The following is a 16886-nucleotide window of genomic DNA, read 5'->3' on the forward strand; positions in this document are numbered from 1 at the left end:
GCCCGAGCATATTGTCTTCCACCCCCGCTGGAATCTTTGGCGAGGAGACAAGAGACTACAGCTGCATATCATAGATTTTTGCTAGCCTGGTTTGGCAAGCCTTTTTCAGTAGTTCTTGGCGCAGAGTGCGGATCTCAATCCCTTGCTGACGCCGAGTTTTCTTGTTCTTCAGACCAGCAAACAGGAGATTTACCAGGGAGTCAAAACCCTTGCCAACAATTGCCTGCCTGTGCTAGTAAATTGTGGCTTGCAGCCCACCTTGTCGACGCCATCCGGGATGGTAACGACAAACATCCACATATGCCTTGCCACTTTTGGCAAAGCTATTTGCTGGAGCAAGCTCTGGTTCAAATGTGAATCTGCCAGTTGCGACGCTGGCTTTCTCAAAAACTGTAAAGCTCTGCAACCTGGCCTGCAAAGCTGACGTTCCGAGGAAACCTGGTTATTGCCATATGACTGGATGATGCCACCAAGCGGCGGGCCTGGTGCTGCATTTCGAATAGTGTGGCAAATCACACCTTGCGGCTGTGCCTTGACAGTGAGCGAATTATGAAGAGATTTGACCATATAGCAACTTTGCTACTTCTGGCCATGTTCTTGTTTCCTCTTTCTTCCTATGCGGTCTTGGGGCAGAAAAGCCTGCCAACCTCTCTCATTGCCTCGGGCACCAGCCCCCTGGCGAATGGGGATGTGGCGGAAGCTAGAAAACTAGCTCTCGATGAAGCCTTGCGAGCCGCTGTGGAGCAGTCATTGGCCTGGCTCCTGCCACCTCAACGAATAGTTCACTATTTTCCACTGCTGCAGGAAAACCTCCTGGCTAGGCCAATGAATTATGTACAAGACTATCAGATAATATCTGAAGATCAGCATGCAGGGCTTTACAGGGTTACAGTGCAGACCACCCTGTACACTGAAGCGCTCGAGCGAGATCTGCGCCAGATGGGCCTGTTGTTGGCCGACAGCGACAGGCCCCGGGTGCTCCTTGTCATCGCTGAGCGAGCGGGATCGCAGGATTCCTGGCACTGGTGGTGGAAATATCCACCAGAGGCCGGGGGGAAATTGCTTCTGAGAGAACTATCGCAAGGTCCTCTTTATCAGCAAGCTGTTTTGCCAATGGAGCAAGCAGTGAACCTGGCCAAGGCAGCCGGGGCCCAACTGGTGGTGCTCGGCAAGGCGGAATTGCAGGAAGGGTCCACTGGCAGGCCGCAAGTCGTCAGTGCTGACCTGCAGGCGCTCCGTACTGATGATGGCGCTCTGCTCTCACAGATAACCACCTCAATAGAGGTCAGTGCTGATTCCAGTAACGCTGAGCCGTCTTCAGGCTTGACTATATTAGCGGAAAGGGTGGCCCCAGGTCTCAGCAAGGCCCTGCTGGCGCCATTCGTCGCTCGGACACGGACCTCAGCCGGCCTTACAGTCAAAGTTGTAGGTTTACGCATCTACGGAGATCTCATTACCATAAAACAGCACCTCGAAAAAATGTCCGGGGTCAAGCGCATCAGCAAAGTCCTCCTCAAACCCCGAGAGGGTTCTGTTTCGCTGCAATATGCTGGTACCAGTGAAGAGTTGGCACACATCCTCAGCGACTTGGATTTCGGCGCTTTCTCCACAAGAGTTCTCTCCAGCACTGAGGACACCATCACCCTGGCTATCTCTGACAACAGGTGACCTCGAACTATGACCGTTCCCAATCTTCTCACCCTGGTTCGCATTCTCCTCACCCCACTGCTAGTGATTCTTCTCCTCGAACATCGCCTCATCGAAGCACTGGTGGTTTTTGGCATGGCCGGTCTCACCGATGGCCTAGACGGCCTCATTGCTCGGCTGTATCGCCAGAAGTCAAGACTGGGAGCCTTTTTGGATCCTATGGCAGACAAACTGTTAATCAGCTCCACCTATGTAATACTTGCCTATCAACGGCTGCTGCCTAAATGGCTTTCCGTAATAGTACTCAGCCGAGATGTTCTGATTGTCCTCGGGTTTTTGGTGCTTTTCATGCAAAACCTCAAAATTGAAATCAAACCCTCCCTCTCAAGCAAGTTGACTACCTGCGCTCAAATCGTCACTGTCATTGTAGCCATGGGATCAGCCATTGCCTCACCACATCCTTTGCTCAGAGATATCCTCTTCTATTTCACCGCAGTCTGTACGGTTGTTTCCTGGACTCAATACATGGTAAGAGGCGTGCGCCTCATGCAAGAGGCAGGCAATGACAGCAATCAATCTTAGTCCAGGGGACCGGCATAGAAGTAAATGATCTCTCTTGCCCCCTCGCTGTCGCGTAAAGCAATTCTAGGGGAGATTTTTCTTGACAGCAATAACCACTCCTGTTAGTAAAACAATTACCCTATTTTAGGCACGTAGCTCAGGGGGAGAGCACTACCTTGACGCGGTAGGGGTCTGGGGTTCAAATCCCCACGTGCCTACCACTAAATGAAAGAAGAGATACATTACTGCATTCATGCACCAGGATAAATAGGATTACTGACAGGCAGGCATCGGAGAGTGTAAACTCGGATGCCTTTTCTTTTTCTGCACGGGCGGGAAAGCAATGAGCAACATACGAGTTACCCTCAAAGACAACGGTAGTCAGATGCTGCCGAGGGGCACCACTGTGGCCGAGGCCCTTGAACGGCTTGTCGGAACCCGCAATGCCCGATTCATTGCCGGCAAAATTGATGGCCAGCCTTGCGATCTGAATCATGAACTGGACAGAGATTGTGTTATCGAACCTATCGAGCGTGGCAGCAAAGAAGCGTTGGATATCCTGCGCCACAGCGCCTCTCATGTGATGGCCCAGGCAGTTCAGAGCCTCTATCCCGGCACCAAGATCACCATCGGCCCCGCCATCGAGAACGGCTTTTACTATGACTTCGATTGCCCCCAACCCATCCGCTCGGATGATTTGCCGCGGATCGAAGAGAAGATGGCCGAGATCATCAAACAGGCGCTGCCCATCAAGCGGCGTGAACTCGATCTCGACGAGGCTATCAGATTGTTTCGCGACAGGCAGGAGCCATACAAAGTGGAGCTGCTCGAAGAAATAAATGAACCACGTATATCGATTTACCAACAAGGCGAATGGCTGGACCTTTGCCGCGGCCCTCACCTGCCGAGCACTGCCCATGTCCCTGCCTTCAAGCTCACCGGAGTGGCTGGCGCCTATTGGCGTGGAGACGAACGCAACCCCATGCTCCAGCGGGTCTATGGCACGGCCTTTTTCTCCCAGAAAGAGTTGCGGCAATATCTCCGTCTTCTCGAGGAGGCGCGCAAACGCGATCACCGCAAGCTTGGTCGCGAACTGGATTTATTCAGCATCAGTGACGAGGTCGGCCCAGGACTGATCATTTTTCACCCCAAAGGGGCTCTGCTCAGACATATCCTGGAAACATTCGAAAAAGAAGCCCATTTGCGGCGGGGCTACCAACTGGCCATTGGGCCCCAGCTGCTCAAAACTGAACTGTGGAAACAATCAGGACATTTCGATCACTACAGGGAAAACATGTACTTCACTGAAGTTGAAGGACAGTCCTACGGAATCAAGCCCATGAATTGCCTGGCGCATATGCTCATCTATAAGTCCAGGATACGTTCTTACCGCGATCTGCCTATCCGCTATTTTGAAATGGGTATTGTGCACCGGCACGAGAGATCAGGTGTCCTCCACGGGCTCACCCGCGTCAGGCAGTTCACTCAGGACGATGCCCACATTCTTTGCACGCCGGCACAGTTGAACGATGAAATCAAGGGCATTATGGATTTTGCCCTCGATTTCATGGATCTTTTTGGCTTCGAATATGAGATGGAGATCAGCACCCGGCCAGAAAAATCCATAGGCACAGATGAAGATTGGCAAAGAGCCATTGCCGCCCTGGAAAAAGCTCTTGTGGAAAAAGGAGCTGCCTATGAGGTTTGTCAGGGAGAGGGCGCCTTCTATGGCCCCAAGATCGACGTGAAGCTCAAAGACGCCCTGGGGCGGCGTTGGCAGTGTGCCACAATTCAGTGCGACTTCACTTTACCTGAACGGTTCGACCTTTCCTATGTCGGGCCAGATGGTGACAAGCATCGGCCGGTCATGCTGCACAGGGTGTTACTTGGCAGCATTGAACGGTTCCTGGGCATCCTGATCGAACATTTTGCCGGAGCTTTCCCAACCTGGCTTGCTCCAGTACAAGCGATCATTCTCACTGTGACAGACAGACATTTGCCGTACGCCGATAAGGTTTATCGTCACCTTCTGGATGCTGGCATTCGAGTAGAAAAAGATATCAGGAACGAAAAACTCGGCTATAAGATTCGGGAGGCCCAGCTGCAGAAAATACCTTACATGCTGGTCGTGGGAGATCGCGAAGTAGAGGCTGGCGGCGTTACTCCTAGAAGGAGAGATGGTAAGAACCTGCAACTCATGGACCTGGAACAGTTTGTGAATATAATCATGGAAGATACTGCAGTGACTGACAAGTTCCTGCGCACCGCAAGCTGACTTCAGCAGCTCGGTCGACTGGAGTGTTTGCGGATGCACGCCAACAGAGAAAAAAATTAGCAAAAGAAAGGAGGGAAGCGACATAATAAAGCAAGTGAATGTGAATGACAAAATCAGGGCCTCCCAGGTTCGCTTGATTGGCCCGGATGGGACTCAGCTGGGGATCGTGCCACTGGCTGAGGCACTGGAGAGGGCCGCCCAAGAAAAGCTGGACCTGGTAGAAGTGGCACCCAAGGCAACCCCACCGGTTTGCAAAATAATGGACTATGGCAAGTACAAATATCAGCAGAGCAAGAAGAGCCAGGAAGCCAAGAAAAAACAGGCCACAGTCCAGGTGAAGGAAGTGAAAATCAGACCCAAGACTGAAGAGCACGACTACCAGTTCAAGCTGCGGCACATCAAGCGCTTTCTCGCCGAAAAGAACAAAGCAAAAGTGACCATCATGTTTCGCGGCCGAGAAATTGCCTTCAGTGAACTCGGCCTGAAGATGCTCGAGCGCATAATCGCCGACACCGAAGACGTGGCCGTGGTTGAACAGAAGCCCAAACTGGAGGGTCGAAACATGAATATGCTTCTGGCACCGCGACAGTAAAACAACAAGAAAAATCCTTGACAATTATCAAAGTTGCGCATATGGTTACAGCTTTGTCTGAAGGTATAGAGACGAGTGGAGATCATCTATGCCCAAGCTAAAGACCAATCGTGGTGCAGCCAAACGTTTCAAGATTACCGGCAGGGGTAAGTTTCTGCGCTCCAAGGCGTATAAGAACCATATTCTGACGAAAAAAGGACCAAAGCGTAAACGCAACCTGCGCAAGCGCGGCACCATAGACCCCAGCAACATGCGGGGAATTCGTCAGCTGCTTCCTTATGCGTGAACAAATTGACCAGCCGGAAGAAATTTTGGCGGCCCTGGTTTTTCGAACCAATTCTCTGGCAAATATCTGTACTGACTGCAGGTATCAGCCACTTTACCGTTTAGGGGTGTGCTATGGCACGGGTTAGCTGTGCAGTCGCTTCCAGGAGACGGCGTAAAAAAATACTCAAGCAAGCCAAAGGGTATCGCGGTGGACGCCGCAATCTATTGCGTTCGGCGCGTATTTCTGTAGAGAGGGCCCTGCAGTACTCGTATCGAGATCGGCGAGTCCGTAAGAGGCAGTTTCGTTCTCTTTGGATTACCAGGATAAACGCTGCAGCTCGTCTCAACGGCATGTCGTACAGCAAATTTATGGACGGTTTGCACAAGGCTGGTGTGGAGTTGGACCGCAAGGTGCTTGCTGACCTGGCCGTAAGGGACCCGGGGGCTTTCTCCCAGATGGTTGAACTGGCTCGGCGTAGCATCTGACCAAGTGTATCATAAGGATATCACGCCGGAATGAAAGAGGAAATAAACGCGCTCGTCGAGGAAACATTCGCAGAGCTGAGAAAAGCTGAGGATCTCAAGAGCCTCGAACAACTCAGGATACGAGTACTCGGACGCAAGGGAACACTGTCTCGGCTATTCAAGATGCTCGCCACTGCGCCCCAGGACCAACGACCCCTGTTAGGCAAAACCCTGAACGAAGCTCGGGCCAGACTTGAAAAGGCCTTTGCCCAGGCCAGGAAAAATCTAGCCGCCCTCCCCACTAAAGAGCCTGCTGTCGACGTCACGCTCCCTGGCAGACTGCCTGTGCTGGGCACCCTTCATCCCATTAGCCAGGTCAGTACTGAAATTGCTGCCATCTTCCAGCGGCTGGGTTTCGAGGTAGTTGAAGGACCGGATGTTGAGCTCGACTATTACAACTTCGAGGCGCTCAATATCCCCAAAGATCATCCGGCTCGAGACATGCAGGATACTTTTTATATCTCGGACAACGTTCTGCTGCGCACCCATACCTCCCCTATCCAAATCCGCGTCATGGAGCGCACCCAGCCGCCTGTACGGATTATCGCACCTGGCAAGGCGTATCGGCGCGACTCCGATGTGACCCACACGCCCATGTTTCACCAGGTGGAAGGCCTCATGGTGGACCGCAATGTATCCTTTGGCGACCTCAAGGGAGTACTGTCTGTCTTTGTCAAACAGATGTTCGGCCCAGAGGTGGAACTCCGTTTCCGCCCCAGCTTTTTTCCATTTACCGAACCGAGTGCAGAAGTTGATATCCAGTGTGTCATATGTGGAGGAGTGGGCTGCCGGGTCTGCTCGGACACTGGCTGGTTGGAAATTCTTGGCTCTGGCATGGTAGATCCGGCCGTCTTCGAGATGGTAGGCTACGATACGGAACAGGTAACCGGCTTTGCTTTTGGTATGGGCATCGAGCGGATTGCCATGTTGAAGTACGGCATCAACGATCTACGTCTCTTCTTCGACAATGACCTGCGTTTCCTGGAGCAGTTCTAGTTCTGCTATGGTCTTAGCTGGTGGGTCTATATAACTAGGGCGAGAGGGCAACTAGCATGTTGATCAGTGTCAAGTGGCTGCAGACGTTCGTCTCGTGCCATGCCAGTCCTGAAGAAATAGCTTCCAAGCTTACCATGGCTGGCCTGGAAGTTGAGGGGATGACGGCCTACGATCCCGGGCTGGATAAAGTGGTGGTGGGGGAAATTGTCGAGGTGCTGCCTCACCCTGATGCTGATCATCTATCAATCTGCAAGGTCCGCTCTTCAGAGAAGAGCTATCAAATAGTTTGCGGTGCGCCAAATGTAGCTGTCGGCCAGGTGGTGCCATTGGCTCTTGAAGGCGCTCGCCTTCCTACAGGAAGGGACATCCAGGCCACAGAAATCCGCGGCGTCCTTTCCGAGGGCATGCTCTGTTCCGAGGCGGAACTGAATCTGGGAGAAGATGCCAGCGGCATTATGGTACTGCCGGCAGAACTCTCCCCGGGGACCTCTCTGGTGGAGGCACTCGATCTCCATGACGTAATTCTCGAGATCGGCATCACACCCAACCGCGGCGATTGCCTGAGTGTAGCAGGAATAGCACGAGAAGTGGCCGCCCTGTTCCAACTGGAATTCTCGCCACCCTCCATTGAGTTGGTTGAGCATGGACCGCCAGTGCATACCCTGGCGCAAGTTGCCATCGAAGATGCCGACCTCTGCCCCAGATATGCCGCCAGGGTAGTAAAGGATATCAAAGTCCGGCAGTCTCCTTTTTGGCTCCGTCAACGTTTGCAGGCCCTGGGAATAAGAGCTATCAACAATATTGTGGATGTAACAAACTACGTCATGCTCGAACTGGGACAACCCCTGCACGCCTTCGACTACCAGTTGCTGGACGACCATCGAATAGTGGTGCGCAGAGCCCGTCCAGCAGAGAGTTTCGTAACCCTTGACGGCAGCAGCCACACCCTGAGCCGTGATATGCTGCTTATCTGTGATGGCAGCCGTGGGGTCGCCCTTGCCGGGGTCATGGGCGGACTCAATTCAGAAATTAGTGTTGAAACTACAGATGTTCTGATCGAAAGCGCCTATTTCCAGCCAGCATCGATTCGGCGAACAGCGCGAGCTCTTGGCGTCAGTACCGAGTCTTCCTATCGCTTCGAACGCGGAGTTGATCCTGAAGGTGTGATCACAGCTCTAGACCGGGCTGCCCAGCTCATGACTGAACTCGGCCAGGGAGTACTTGCCAGGGGCCGTATTGATGTATATCCTCGTCCGTTTCGTCCACCTTCAATCAATCTGCGGGTCTCCAAGACAAACCGTTTCCTGGGCCTGGAGCTCAGTAGAGAAGAAATTATTGACCTGCTCACTGCCTTGCAGCTGCAAGTGGACCCCAGGTCCGATGATCTCCTGCAGGTGCAACCTCCGTCCTTCCGGCCGGATTTGACCCGCGAGGTGGATCTCATGGAAGAGGTTGCCAGACTTGCTGGCTACGACCGTATCCCGAGCAGCCTGCCGCGTGCGACAATTACAGCCAGCAAGCCGCCAGCATCCCGGCTCTTCCGGGAGCGCGCTAAAGAAGTGCTGGCGAATGTGGGTTTTTCAGAAGTAATTTCCTATTCATTTATCAGCTCCACCCTTGTAGAAAGGCTCCGTTTTGCTCCTGATGACCGCCGTCTGCGCTGCTTGCCCATCCGCAATCCACTTAGCGAAGACCAGTCAGTAATGCGCACAACCCTTGTGCCAGGCCTTCTTGAAATTGCCGCCAGGAATCAGCGACGCAACAACTTTGACCTCAAGTTATTTGAACTGAGCAAGGTATTTTTCCCGAGAAGCGGCCACGAACTGCCTGAAGAGAGATTGAACCTTGCCGGGCTGCTGGGAGGATTGCGCCGCCCACTGGCCTGGAGCGAACCAGCATTGCCAGTGGATTTCTTTGATGCCAAAGGCGCCGTGGAAGCCCTCCTTGTTGCCCTCACCGGCAAACGCCCCCGCTTTCAACCAGAGACAGCAGCCCCTTACCTCAAATCGACCACAGCAGCTCGTATCATGCTGGCTGACTCGCAGTTAGGCGATGTTGGTGAGCTCCATCCCGAGGTACTGGAAGATTTTCGTCTCAAGGGCCCCCTCTATCTTTTCGACCTCGACTTTGATCTGCTGGCGTCAATGGGCACCACAACAAGGCAGTTTCAGCCTCTGCCAAAATTTCCGGCCATCCGCCGAGATCTGGCTATAGTCATCCCGGTAGATCTGCCAGCGCAGGCAGTGCTCGATTTTCTGGAAGAAAACCTGCCGGAGCAAGCTGAATCTGTGCTGCTTTTTGATCACTATCGCGGTGGACAGGTTGGAGCAGGGAAAAAGAGTATAGCGTTCAGGATCACCTACAGGTCGCCCGAACGCAGCCTTACTGATGAAGAGGTAAACGACTTGCATGCCGCACTGACGCAAAGGGTGCTGACCACTTTCCAGGCCAGCCTGCGCACCTGAGCACACCGTTTTTCATCTTTGCCATATCCCTTTGACGACGACTCTCTTCCTTTACCACTGCCTACATTCAATGGAAATTTTTTATAATAATCCTGATCATTTTCCCAAGCAACTCTGACCCTGATGCAACCGAGCTCATCTTCTTGCCGGAGGGCTGTTCTCTGTGCCGGCCAAGAACACTGGGCTATGCTCATTCGGCGCGTACTGAGAACCGCTCTGCCCTAAAGAGCCGCCGGGCCGTCCTCTTGATTCCACAGCATTTGTCCCCAACAATTTCCAACTCAGCACGGTGCTGAAGAGGACTATGCTCCAAAGTCTGGAACCTCCAATTCAGAGAAAAAACGACCCTGTTGTTGGTCACAGTGATGTGTGATGGCGCAAATCGACTAAATATTTTTTGAAAAGCGCTTGCGAGCTCTGCCTCCTTGTGCTACTTTGTAGCTGTTCTTTCTAGTGCACTGTTAATATTATAAATTTTCTTAGATTCTGTCCGGAATACAATCAGTGAACTGCTACTGTGGAGGCGGCAAGGTTTGTCCACTTCTGAACCGCACCCCAGGATCGCACCACTGCAGCTTTGATTTCTGATTTTCTCCGCCTCCCAGTTGGGGCACAACTGCGTTTGCCTCTTTTACCAGAGCGCTGGTAGACTGCTATGGTGGAGAATGTTCCAGAAAAGTTGTTCTACAGAATAGGCGAGGTGAGCCGCATCCTTGGAGTGCCTCCATACGTCCTCCGTTACTGGGAAAGGGAGTTCCCCGCCCTGAGGCCCTTTCGGGCCTCTTCCAGACAGCGCCTTTACAGGAGAAATGATCTGGAAATGCTCCTGGAAATCAGGCGCCTCCTCTATGAAGAAAAATACACCATTGCTGGAGCTCGCAAGAAACTGCGGCAACGCCGTCTGCATCCGGAAGAGAAACCTATTACACCCAGTGCGGTAACTCGGCTCAAGGAAGACTTGTTGGCGCTGAGAAGATTGTTGGATTAGGATAGCACCTGGAGCTTTCGCGCCTTAAAGAATTTGCTGTATATGCAGCAGTAGAGATTTCACCTTCTATGCAGCTCACGTCTCGACCCTGGCCAGCATGCCCTTAAATACTATCGGACAAGGTTGCAAGTGATTACCAGAGCGCATCATCTTCTTAGCTCTTCGTTGACAGCAACCACTGCTATTATAGGGAGCAGGCCAGAGTTTGATGCCAATCTCCTCACCCGGGATTTCCTCCTTCCAACATGGTACTTGCCGAGATGGCGTCACCCTGTCTCTGTTCATCCGACATTGCCGGCTGGCACGCTACTCTACAGATGTTCAATCAGAAGGCTGCCCTGACCATGGAACGCCGCCGGCAGCCAGCCAAAGCGAGCAGAATAGGCAGCTTACTGGTCCAACATTTGCATAAGCGACAGAAGCAAAGATGCCACTGCGGTTTTCTGGCTGTGACTTCACAGTTGCCGCAATCCCTGCCAAGGAGTGAGTGAACAGTGAAGGAGCCTGGCCTGGGACCCGGTGAGAACAGCGACACACAGAGAACGGATTTTTCCAGGGCGAAAAGGGTTTGCTTTTTGACAGCAATACTGTTATAGATGAGCGAAGCCTGATTTGGTAACAAAATTAAACGCATACCTCTAGGCAAGCCCCTGCAGGAAACGGGGTTCTCAAGGATGGGTGCCTATGGATCTCGTGCTGTCCAGAGAAGCAGTCAATAGCTTGATTTCTATCATCGACGAAGATTTGCTCCGAGCTGGAGCAGACTGCGTCCTTCTTGTGGATCGCTCCGGCAACCTCATCGTGAACAGGGGAGATCCTGCCAACCTCGATGTTGTGGCCCTGGCAGCTCTGTCAGCTGCCAATTTTGGAGCTACTTCAGAGATAGCCAAGTTGATTGGCGAGGATGACTTTGCCCTTCTTTTTCATAAAGGCAAGAACGAAAACATACACTTCACCAAGGTGGGGCATGGCTTCATTCTCATTACCCTTTTCGGCAAAGATATCTCTCTTGGGGTCATACGCCTGAAAACAGCGAAGGTAACCGAGCAGTTAATACCTCTTCTAAGTGGGGAGCACTAAAGGTGTCTTTCATCGATCTGAGTAAGAACGAAGTGCAGTGCAAAATCGTTTACTACGGCCCTGGTCGAGGAGGCAAGACCACGAATCTCCTTTACATTCATCAGGCAATGACAGAATCAGTGCGCGGCAAGATGGTCACCATTGACACCAAGGGCGACCGAACCCTGTTTTTCGACTTTCTTCCTCTTGCTCTCGGGAAGATCCAGAACCTCAGCATCAAAATACAGCTCTACACAGTTCCAGGTCAGGTGATGTACAATGCCACCCGAAAACTCGTTTTGAAAGGTGTGGACGGCATTGTCTTTGTCGCCGATTCACTCAAAGTTCAGAAGGAAAAAAACATAGAAAGCCTTGAGAACCTTCGCCAGAATCTTGCTGAGGACAGTATATACATCAATGAGATTCCTCTGGTCATGCAATACAACAAGAGGGATTTGGAGGGATCCAACATCCCGATTTTGAGTGTGGAGGAAATGGACAAGGATCTTAACAGTGAACTGCAGGTTCCGTGGTTCACCGGTAGCGCCCTCCGGGGTGACGGGGTTTTCGAGACGCTGAGGGAGATCAGCAAACGGACAGTTAAATATGTCAGTAAAAAACTCCTTTCCCGCTAGCGGGCACTTTCACATCTGAAGGAGGAGTCATGAACATAAGTGATGACCCTTTGGCCACAATAGATGCCAAAGAACTCGAGGCGGACATCGACAAGGCTATTGATGAACTCTTTGTGCAAAAGGGGGAGGCAAGCAAGGACGCCACTCCTCAGGAGGAGGAGTCGGAATCCCCTGAACCACCAGCAGAGGCAGAAAAGGCCGAAGCTGAATCAGTGGATTCTCAGTCTGAGCTGTTGGAGGGTCTCAAGGAAAGTCTCTTGTCACTCGATTGGGAGATCACTCCTGAGAACATAGATAAATTTGCAGCTGAGGCGAGAAAGCTCCAGGACAAGCTTGCCAACGATCGCCACAGTCTGGCAGTGGTCAAAATGAGCATTGGAGTGTGCAAGTACCTGAAGGCTACAAAGAACTCGGCTTCTGCCATTTCTATCCAGTTTTTGCACGCAGCAACCAGGACTCTTGATCTGTTCCAGAATAAGCCTGCCATCAGTGCCGCTGAACAGCGAGAAGCCCTGGACAAACTTCTCAGCAAGTTCAGGCGGGTAAAAGCGGATGCGCAGCGGTTGAAATCAACAGTCGAAGACGAAAGAGCTGCTGTCCAGACTGTCCCATCAGAGGCCGAAGAAAAATCGCCGGAGAAGGCTCCGGATGTCACCCTGGTGGCTGAACAAGAGAGCGAAGACGTTGTTGAGGAAGAAGAGATCACCCTCACACCTGAAGAAGAAATGCAACTGGTGACTGAAGACGAAACTGGCCTGCTGCCTGAAGAAGAAATCGAACTCTCTGCCCCAGAAGATGACCTGGAACTGTCCACCAAAGAACTGGACCTGGCTGCTGTCGAAGAAGACCTCGAATTGCTGCCCGAAGACGAATTGCAGGCCCCAGCTGATCTGGAGGAGATCACTCTCACACCCGAAGAAGAAATGCAAGCAGTGGTGGAAGAGGAAGTGGGGCTGGAGCAAGAGGAGGAAATTGAACTTGATGTGGCTGAAGAGGTAGATCTCGAGGTCGAAGATGTCGATGCCGACATGGAAGCTCTTTTTGATGCTGACGAGGATGCCTTTGACAGAGGTCCCGAAGAGGCGGCTGTCAAATCGGCGGCACCTCTTTGGCAGGAGCTCATGCAAGAGGCAAGGGAACGAAGCCTGGAGCTGACCGACTGTTTGCAGGCCCTCAGTCAGGAAACCAACAGCTTTTTCGAGCGCCTCTCAGGAGTAATCGCTGGCAAACCCAGTCTGGAAAAAGTGGCTGGCTACTTCAGCAGCGTTCACAAGAACCTGGAAGAAAAATTCAGCCATGCTCGCAATCTGCACAAGACTCTCCACCGTCTCATAGACTCAGTTCGGGGCATTGCTCCTGCCCTGGGATCCACAGCGCCGTCTGCAGCGGAGGGAGCTGATGTTGCTGCCCAGTTGGAGCAAATTCAGCAGACGCTCAAGGATCTGACTGAAGCCGTTGCCAGACTGGAAAGAGCAAAATCTGCGCCCGCCCATGAAGAAAGCGCTGAGGAAGCTCCAGCTGCAGCTGCAGACAATGAGGCATTCGAGACCGCTGAACTGGAATTGACCGAAACTCTTGCCGCAGCCGAAGCTCCTGAGGCGGCAGACGACCTGCCTGAGGATCTCCTGGAACTCGTAGAGGAAGTCGGCCCCGAGCCTCTTCGCCCTGCCCCTCCTTCTATTGCCACTATCTACCTAGCCAATGTGGCAGGTAATACCCTTGGACTGCCAGTAGATTCCGTGGTTTCCACCTACAAGGTCTCGAAGGGTAAAGCCAAATCCCTGGCAAAACGAGGCTACGTTACTCTAAAGGATTTCAAAGCACCGTTTCGCAGTATAAAGAGAGGCTTGACCGGCACCCTCGCTTCCATGAGCAAAAAGAAGCTCAAAGACATCCAGTTTCCCATCATCAATCTCAGCCCTGAGGTACTGGGCTCCGAAGACAGCACTTCCCAGTTGGTCAGGGGCGTGGTGCTCTTCTGTAACGATGACTATCATGGAGCCCTGTTTACCGATGAAGTGGTAGAGAGAAGGCCGTACGAGGTTTTTGGCTTTCGCAAGGCAGGACTGCCTGGTGAGGTATGCGGGACAGCAACGATCGAGGGAGACTTTGAGATCAATGTACTCAATATAGATCGTTTACTCTCCTGAGGTGAGACTATTCTCCTCTTCCGGCAGTATCTGCGGTGGGGTAAAACTGGCCGGAATCTGTTCTGATTATGAACTCGGGAAAAGGTAACCACGTTCGCATGAACGTCTCCCCCCAGATCAAAGAGAGGGTCGGGGAAGCCGAACTTTATCTGAGCCAGGGACTTTTCGACCAGGCCCGCGGCATCTACCAGGAGCTCCTCGAGGAAATTGCGGCCCGAGGCACGGTTGAAAACGGTGACGAACAGCTCTTTCTCGAAGAGCAGTTGCGCTCTGTAGACCGCTATGAAGCCAAATTCCTCGGTACAGGCTCCCTGGGTACGGAAGAGGCTGGAGATCCTGCCGAAGACACCGAAGAAGTCACGGTCTTCAACAGGGGCCTGGCGCTTCTGGACGTGGGTCTCACTGCTGAAGCACTCAACGAATTTCAGCTGGCCAGACAACTAGGCTACCCAGCCGTTGAATGCTATCTGCAGATGGCCCGGGCTCACCTGCAGCTCGGCCGCCCTGCAAAAGCCATCAGCACCCTTCAGGAAGCCCTGCAGCTGCCAGATATCCACCGCGACGACCGTCTGCGCCTTCAAGAGCAGCTGGCCTCTGCGCACGAAGCTGACGGCAACAAGGCTGTGGCCCTGGACCTGTACGGACAGATACTGGAGGTCAATCCCCATCACCGCACCGTGGTTGACAGGCTAGACTCCCTGAGAAAGGAGATCTTCGACTACCATATCAACCTGGCCAAACTGAATCTCGAAAGCAAGCAGTTTCTCAAGGCAATAGAGCAGCTGCGCCTCTTGTACAGGCGGTTTCAGTTTCCGGCCGACTCTGTGCTGCCCCTGTTCCACAAGATTCTGGCGCTAGCCCCTGACAACCTGGATGCTCTCAGAAATCTGGCAGAAATTAGCTCCAGAGAAGGCAACTGGAAAAAGGCCCTGGCATATCTGGAAAAAATTCAGGACATCCAGCCGCGGGAGCCATGGTCAGAGAAACAGCTCACCCATCTCTACCAGAGATTGACCAAAGCAGATGAGGTAAGCGCTGAAGATCGGCTCAAGGCTGCCCATCATTTTTTGCGTGCTGGACAGCTCGAAAGTGCAGTAAATCAATACCTCGAGGTTATTCTCGAGGAAACCTCCCACAGACTGGTGGCCCTGGTTGAGCTGGGGGAGGCTTTGCTCAAGAGTGGAGACTACGACCGCCTGGTGGAGGTGCTCGGCAATAGTCTTCCCTGGATATCCTCTTTGAAGCCCAGCCCCGAGGTCTTCAGCTTCTATTTTCTCCTGGGATCGGCATATGAAAAAAAGGACTGCTATGATGAAGCGCAAAAATTCTTTATGCGGGCGGCCAAGATTGACCCCCACAACGAGGCTGTGAGGGAAAAACTCGGTACTCACTCCCAGGAACCATTGCATTCTTGCTGTGACAAATTTGGTATTGCCGCCAGCAGCCAGCAGCAGTACCGCATGAGAGAAAAACTTGGCCAGAACGAAATACTCCAGTTCTTCAAAGTCAGTGAGATCCCTGGCGACACAATAAGAATCGCCAAACGATTGCTGCCACACTTCAGCAAAGACAAGAACGTCCAAGAATTCTTCAGCCGCTGGTGGCGGGAACAGAGAGCCATGCAAAATCCACATGTTGTCCGGGTGCTAGACGTGGCTGAGCGGGAAGGACACTACTATCTCATTACAGAAGAGCAGAGCACCACCTTGCAAGACAAGCTCAAAGACAAGGCACCGCTTCCCTTGGCCTCTGCGGTGCACATTGCCAAAGGGCTGCTGAACGCCCTGGCCTATGCCCATTCTCACCGGGGCACAGACGATGTCCTCAGGAAAATTTTTCACCTCGGCCTCACGCCGCAGAGAATCTTTGTGGACGATGAACTGCAAAAGGTCAAAATTGCAGACTTTGGCCTGATTTATCTGCTGGACCGAGAACTAGGCTGGTGGCCGCATTACAGTGAAAGGTCGTCTCTGGAACTGGCATACATGGCGCCCGAGCAATTCAGCCGCTCACCCAGGAAAATGCCGGACAAAATGAAGCAGGCTACCGACCTTTATGCATTCGGGGTAATCTTCTATCAGATGCTCACCGGGCACCTTCCCTTTACCGGTCCTGACCCCGATGATTTCAGGAAGCAGCACCTGGAAAAGTACCCTGTACAGCCGCGTGCTTTTATTTCTGCTATTCCCGCCAAGCTGGACGAAACCGTACTCAGATGTTTGCGCAAGGACCCAAAGAAGCGCTGGCGCACTCCCACAGAACTTGATCTGGCCCTAGATAAGATAAACCTTTCTTCCTAGTGGTCCAGCACGCACATTCCTCGAGATATTCTCATCAGTGCCTGGACTGGCCGAAGCAGGGATCGGCAAAACCTCCAGAGGAGGCAAACCTTTGCCCTCTGCTGACTGTTTGCTGCCATTCTATTGTATCAGCCAGTGGTTAGCCTGCCTGTCGCATTAATATCTGGAGAGCTGTGGGCAATCATGACTGAAAAGTAAGTAGCGCTGTAGTGAGCAGAAAGCCGCTGCGGCAGAATGAATGCTGTTGGGAAGAGTACAACGACTGGCTCTGCACAGTGGCAGGCCGCCAATCATCTTCTCTTGAAAAGCGACAACAAGCCGCCGCCCTTCTGTTTGCCGGCACCTGTGGACACTTCTTTCTGAAACCTCTCGGCAGTATGTGCCACACTGGCAAGAACCGTGTACTGCAGCTCGCTCTTACCTGGC

General features: G+C 52.6%; 14 protein-coding genes and 1 tRNA gene. 14 read left to right on the forward strand and 1 reads right to left on the reverse strand.

Features of this window, described 5'->3' with window-relative positions; translation table 11 throughout:
• Positions 1–549: 549 nt before the first annotated feature.
• The 14 genes from JRI89_14435 (at position 550) to JRI89_14500 (ending at position 16460) form a co-directional block, all read left to right on the forward strand.
• The gene (locus JRI89_14435; protein MBW2072437.1) at positions 550–1668 is read left to right on the forward strand and encodes a DUF2066 domain-containing protein; all 1119 of its coding nucleotides are present in this window, start codon (positions 550–552) and stop codon (positions 1666–1668) included.
• Positions 1669–1677: 9 nt separating this feature from the next.
• Complete coding sequence (gene pgsA / locus JRI89_14440; protein MBW2072438.1) at positions 1678–2229, forward strand: CDP-diacylglycerol--glycerol-3-phosphate 3-phosphatidyltransferase; 552 nt, start codon at positions 1678–1680, stop codon at positions 2227–2229.
• A gap of 125 nt (positions 2230–2354) precedes the next feature.
• Positions 2355–2429, forward strand: a tRNA-Val gene (locus tag JRI89_14445).
• A 122-nt stretch (positions 2430–2551) separates the two neighbouring features.
• Positions 2552–4483, forward strand: a complete 1932-nt coding sequence (gene thrS / locus JRI89_14450; protein MBW2072439.1) for a threonine--tRNA ligase — start codon at positions 2552–2554, stop codon at positions 4481–4483.
• A gap of 82 nt (positions 4484–4565) precedes the next feature.
• The gene (gene infC, locus JRI89_14455) at positions 4566–5075 is read left to right on the forward strand and encodes a translation initiation factor IF-3 (GenBank protein ID MBW2072440.1); all 510 of its coding nucleotides are present in this window, start codon (positions 4566–4568) and stop codon (positions 5073–5075) included.
• An 88-nt stretch (positions 5076–5163) separates the two neighbouring features.
• Positions 5164–5361 (forward strand): 50S ribosomal protein L35, encoded by a 198-nt coding sequence (gene rpmI / locus JRI89_14460; GenBank protein ID MBW2072441.1) that lies wholly within the window; start codon positions 5164–5166, stop codon positions 5359–5361.
• Positions 5362–5474: 113 nt separating this feature from the next.
• The gene (gene rplT, locus JRI89_14465; GenBank protein ID MBW2072442.1) at positions 5475–5828 is read left to right on the forward strand and encodes a 50S ribosomal protein L20; all 354 of its coding nucleotides are present in this window, start codon (positions 5475–5477) and stop codon (positions 5826–5828) included.
• A 30-nt stretch (positions 5829–5858) separates the two neighbouring features.
• On the forward strand, positions 5859–6863 hold the full coding sequence (gene pheS, locus JRI89_14470) for a phenylalanine--tRNA ligase subunit alpha (GenBank protein MBW2072443.1): 1005 nt from the start codon (positions 5859–5861) through the stop codon (positions 6861–6863).
• A 56-nt stretch (positions 6864–6919) separates the two neighbouring features.
• A complete protein-coding gene (locus JRI89_14475; protein ID MBW2072444.1) occupies positions 6920–9328 on the forward strand; it encodes a phenylalanine--tRNA ligase subunit beta in 2409 nt (802 codons plus the stop codon).
• A gap of 655 nt (positions 9329–9983) precedes the next feature.
• Complete coding sequence (locus JRI89_14480; protein MBW2072445.1) at positions 9984–10316, forward strand: MerR family transcriptional regulator; 333 nt, start codon at positions 9984–9986, stop codon at positions 10314–10316.
• A gap of 684 nt (positions 10317–11000) precedes the next feature.
• Positions 11001–11396 (forward strand): roadblock/LC7 domain-containing protein, encoded by a 396-nt coding sequence (locus JRI89_14485; GenBank protein MBW2072446.1) that lies wholly within the window; start codon positions 11001–11003, stop codon positions 11394–11396.
• Between the two features lie 2 nt (positions 11397–11398).
• Positions 11399–12010, forward strand: a complete 612-nt coding sequence (locus JRI89_14490; GenBank protein ID MBW2072447.1) for a gliding motility protein — start codon at positions 11399–11401, stop codon at positions 12008–12010.
• 29 nt (positions 12011–12039) lie between these two features.
• Positions 12040–14160, forward strand: coding sequence for a hypothetical protein (locus tag JRI89_14495; GenBank protein ID MBW2072448.1), 2121 nt, complete (start codon positions 12040–12042; stop codon positions 14158–14160).
• A 68-nt stretch (positions 14161–14228) separates the two neighbouring features.
• Positions 14229–16460 carry a tetratricopeptide repeat protein gene (locus JRI89_14500; GenBank protein ID MBW2072449.1) on the forward strand — a complete coding sequence of 744 codons (2232 nt, stop codon included), beginning with the start codon at positions 14229–14231 and terminating at the stop codon, positions 16458–16460.
• A 290-nt stretch (positions 16461–16750) separates the two neighbouring features.
• Here JRI89_14500 and JRI89_14505 read toward each other — a convergent pair.
• A partial coding sequence (locus tag JRI89_14505) for a hypothetical protein (GenBank protein MBW2072450.1) occupies positions 16751–16886 on the reverse strand: 136 nt, incomplete at its 5' end.

It is taken from the genome of Deltaproteobacteria bacterium (assembly GCA_019309045.1).
GTDB lineage: Bacteria > Desulfobacterota > Syntrophobacteria > BM002 > BM002 > JAFDGZ01.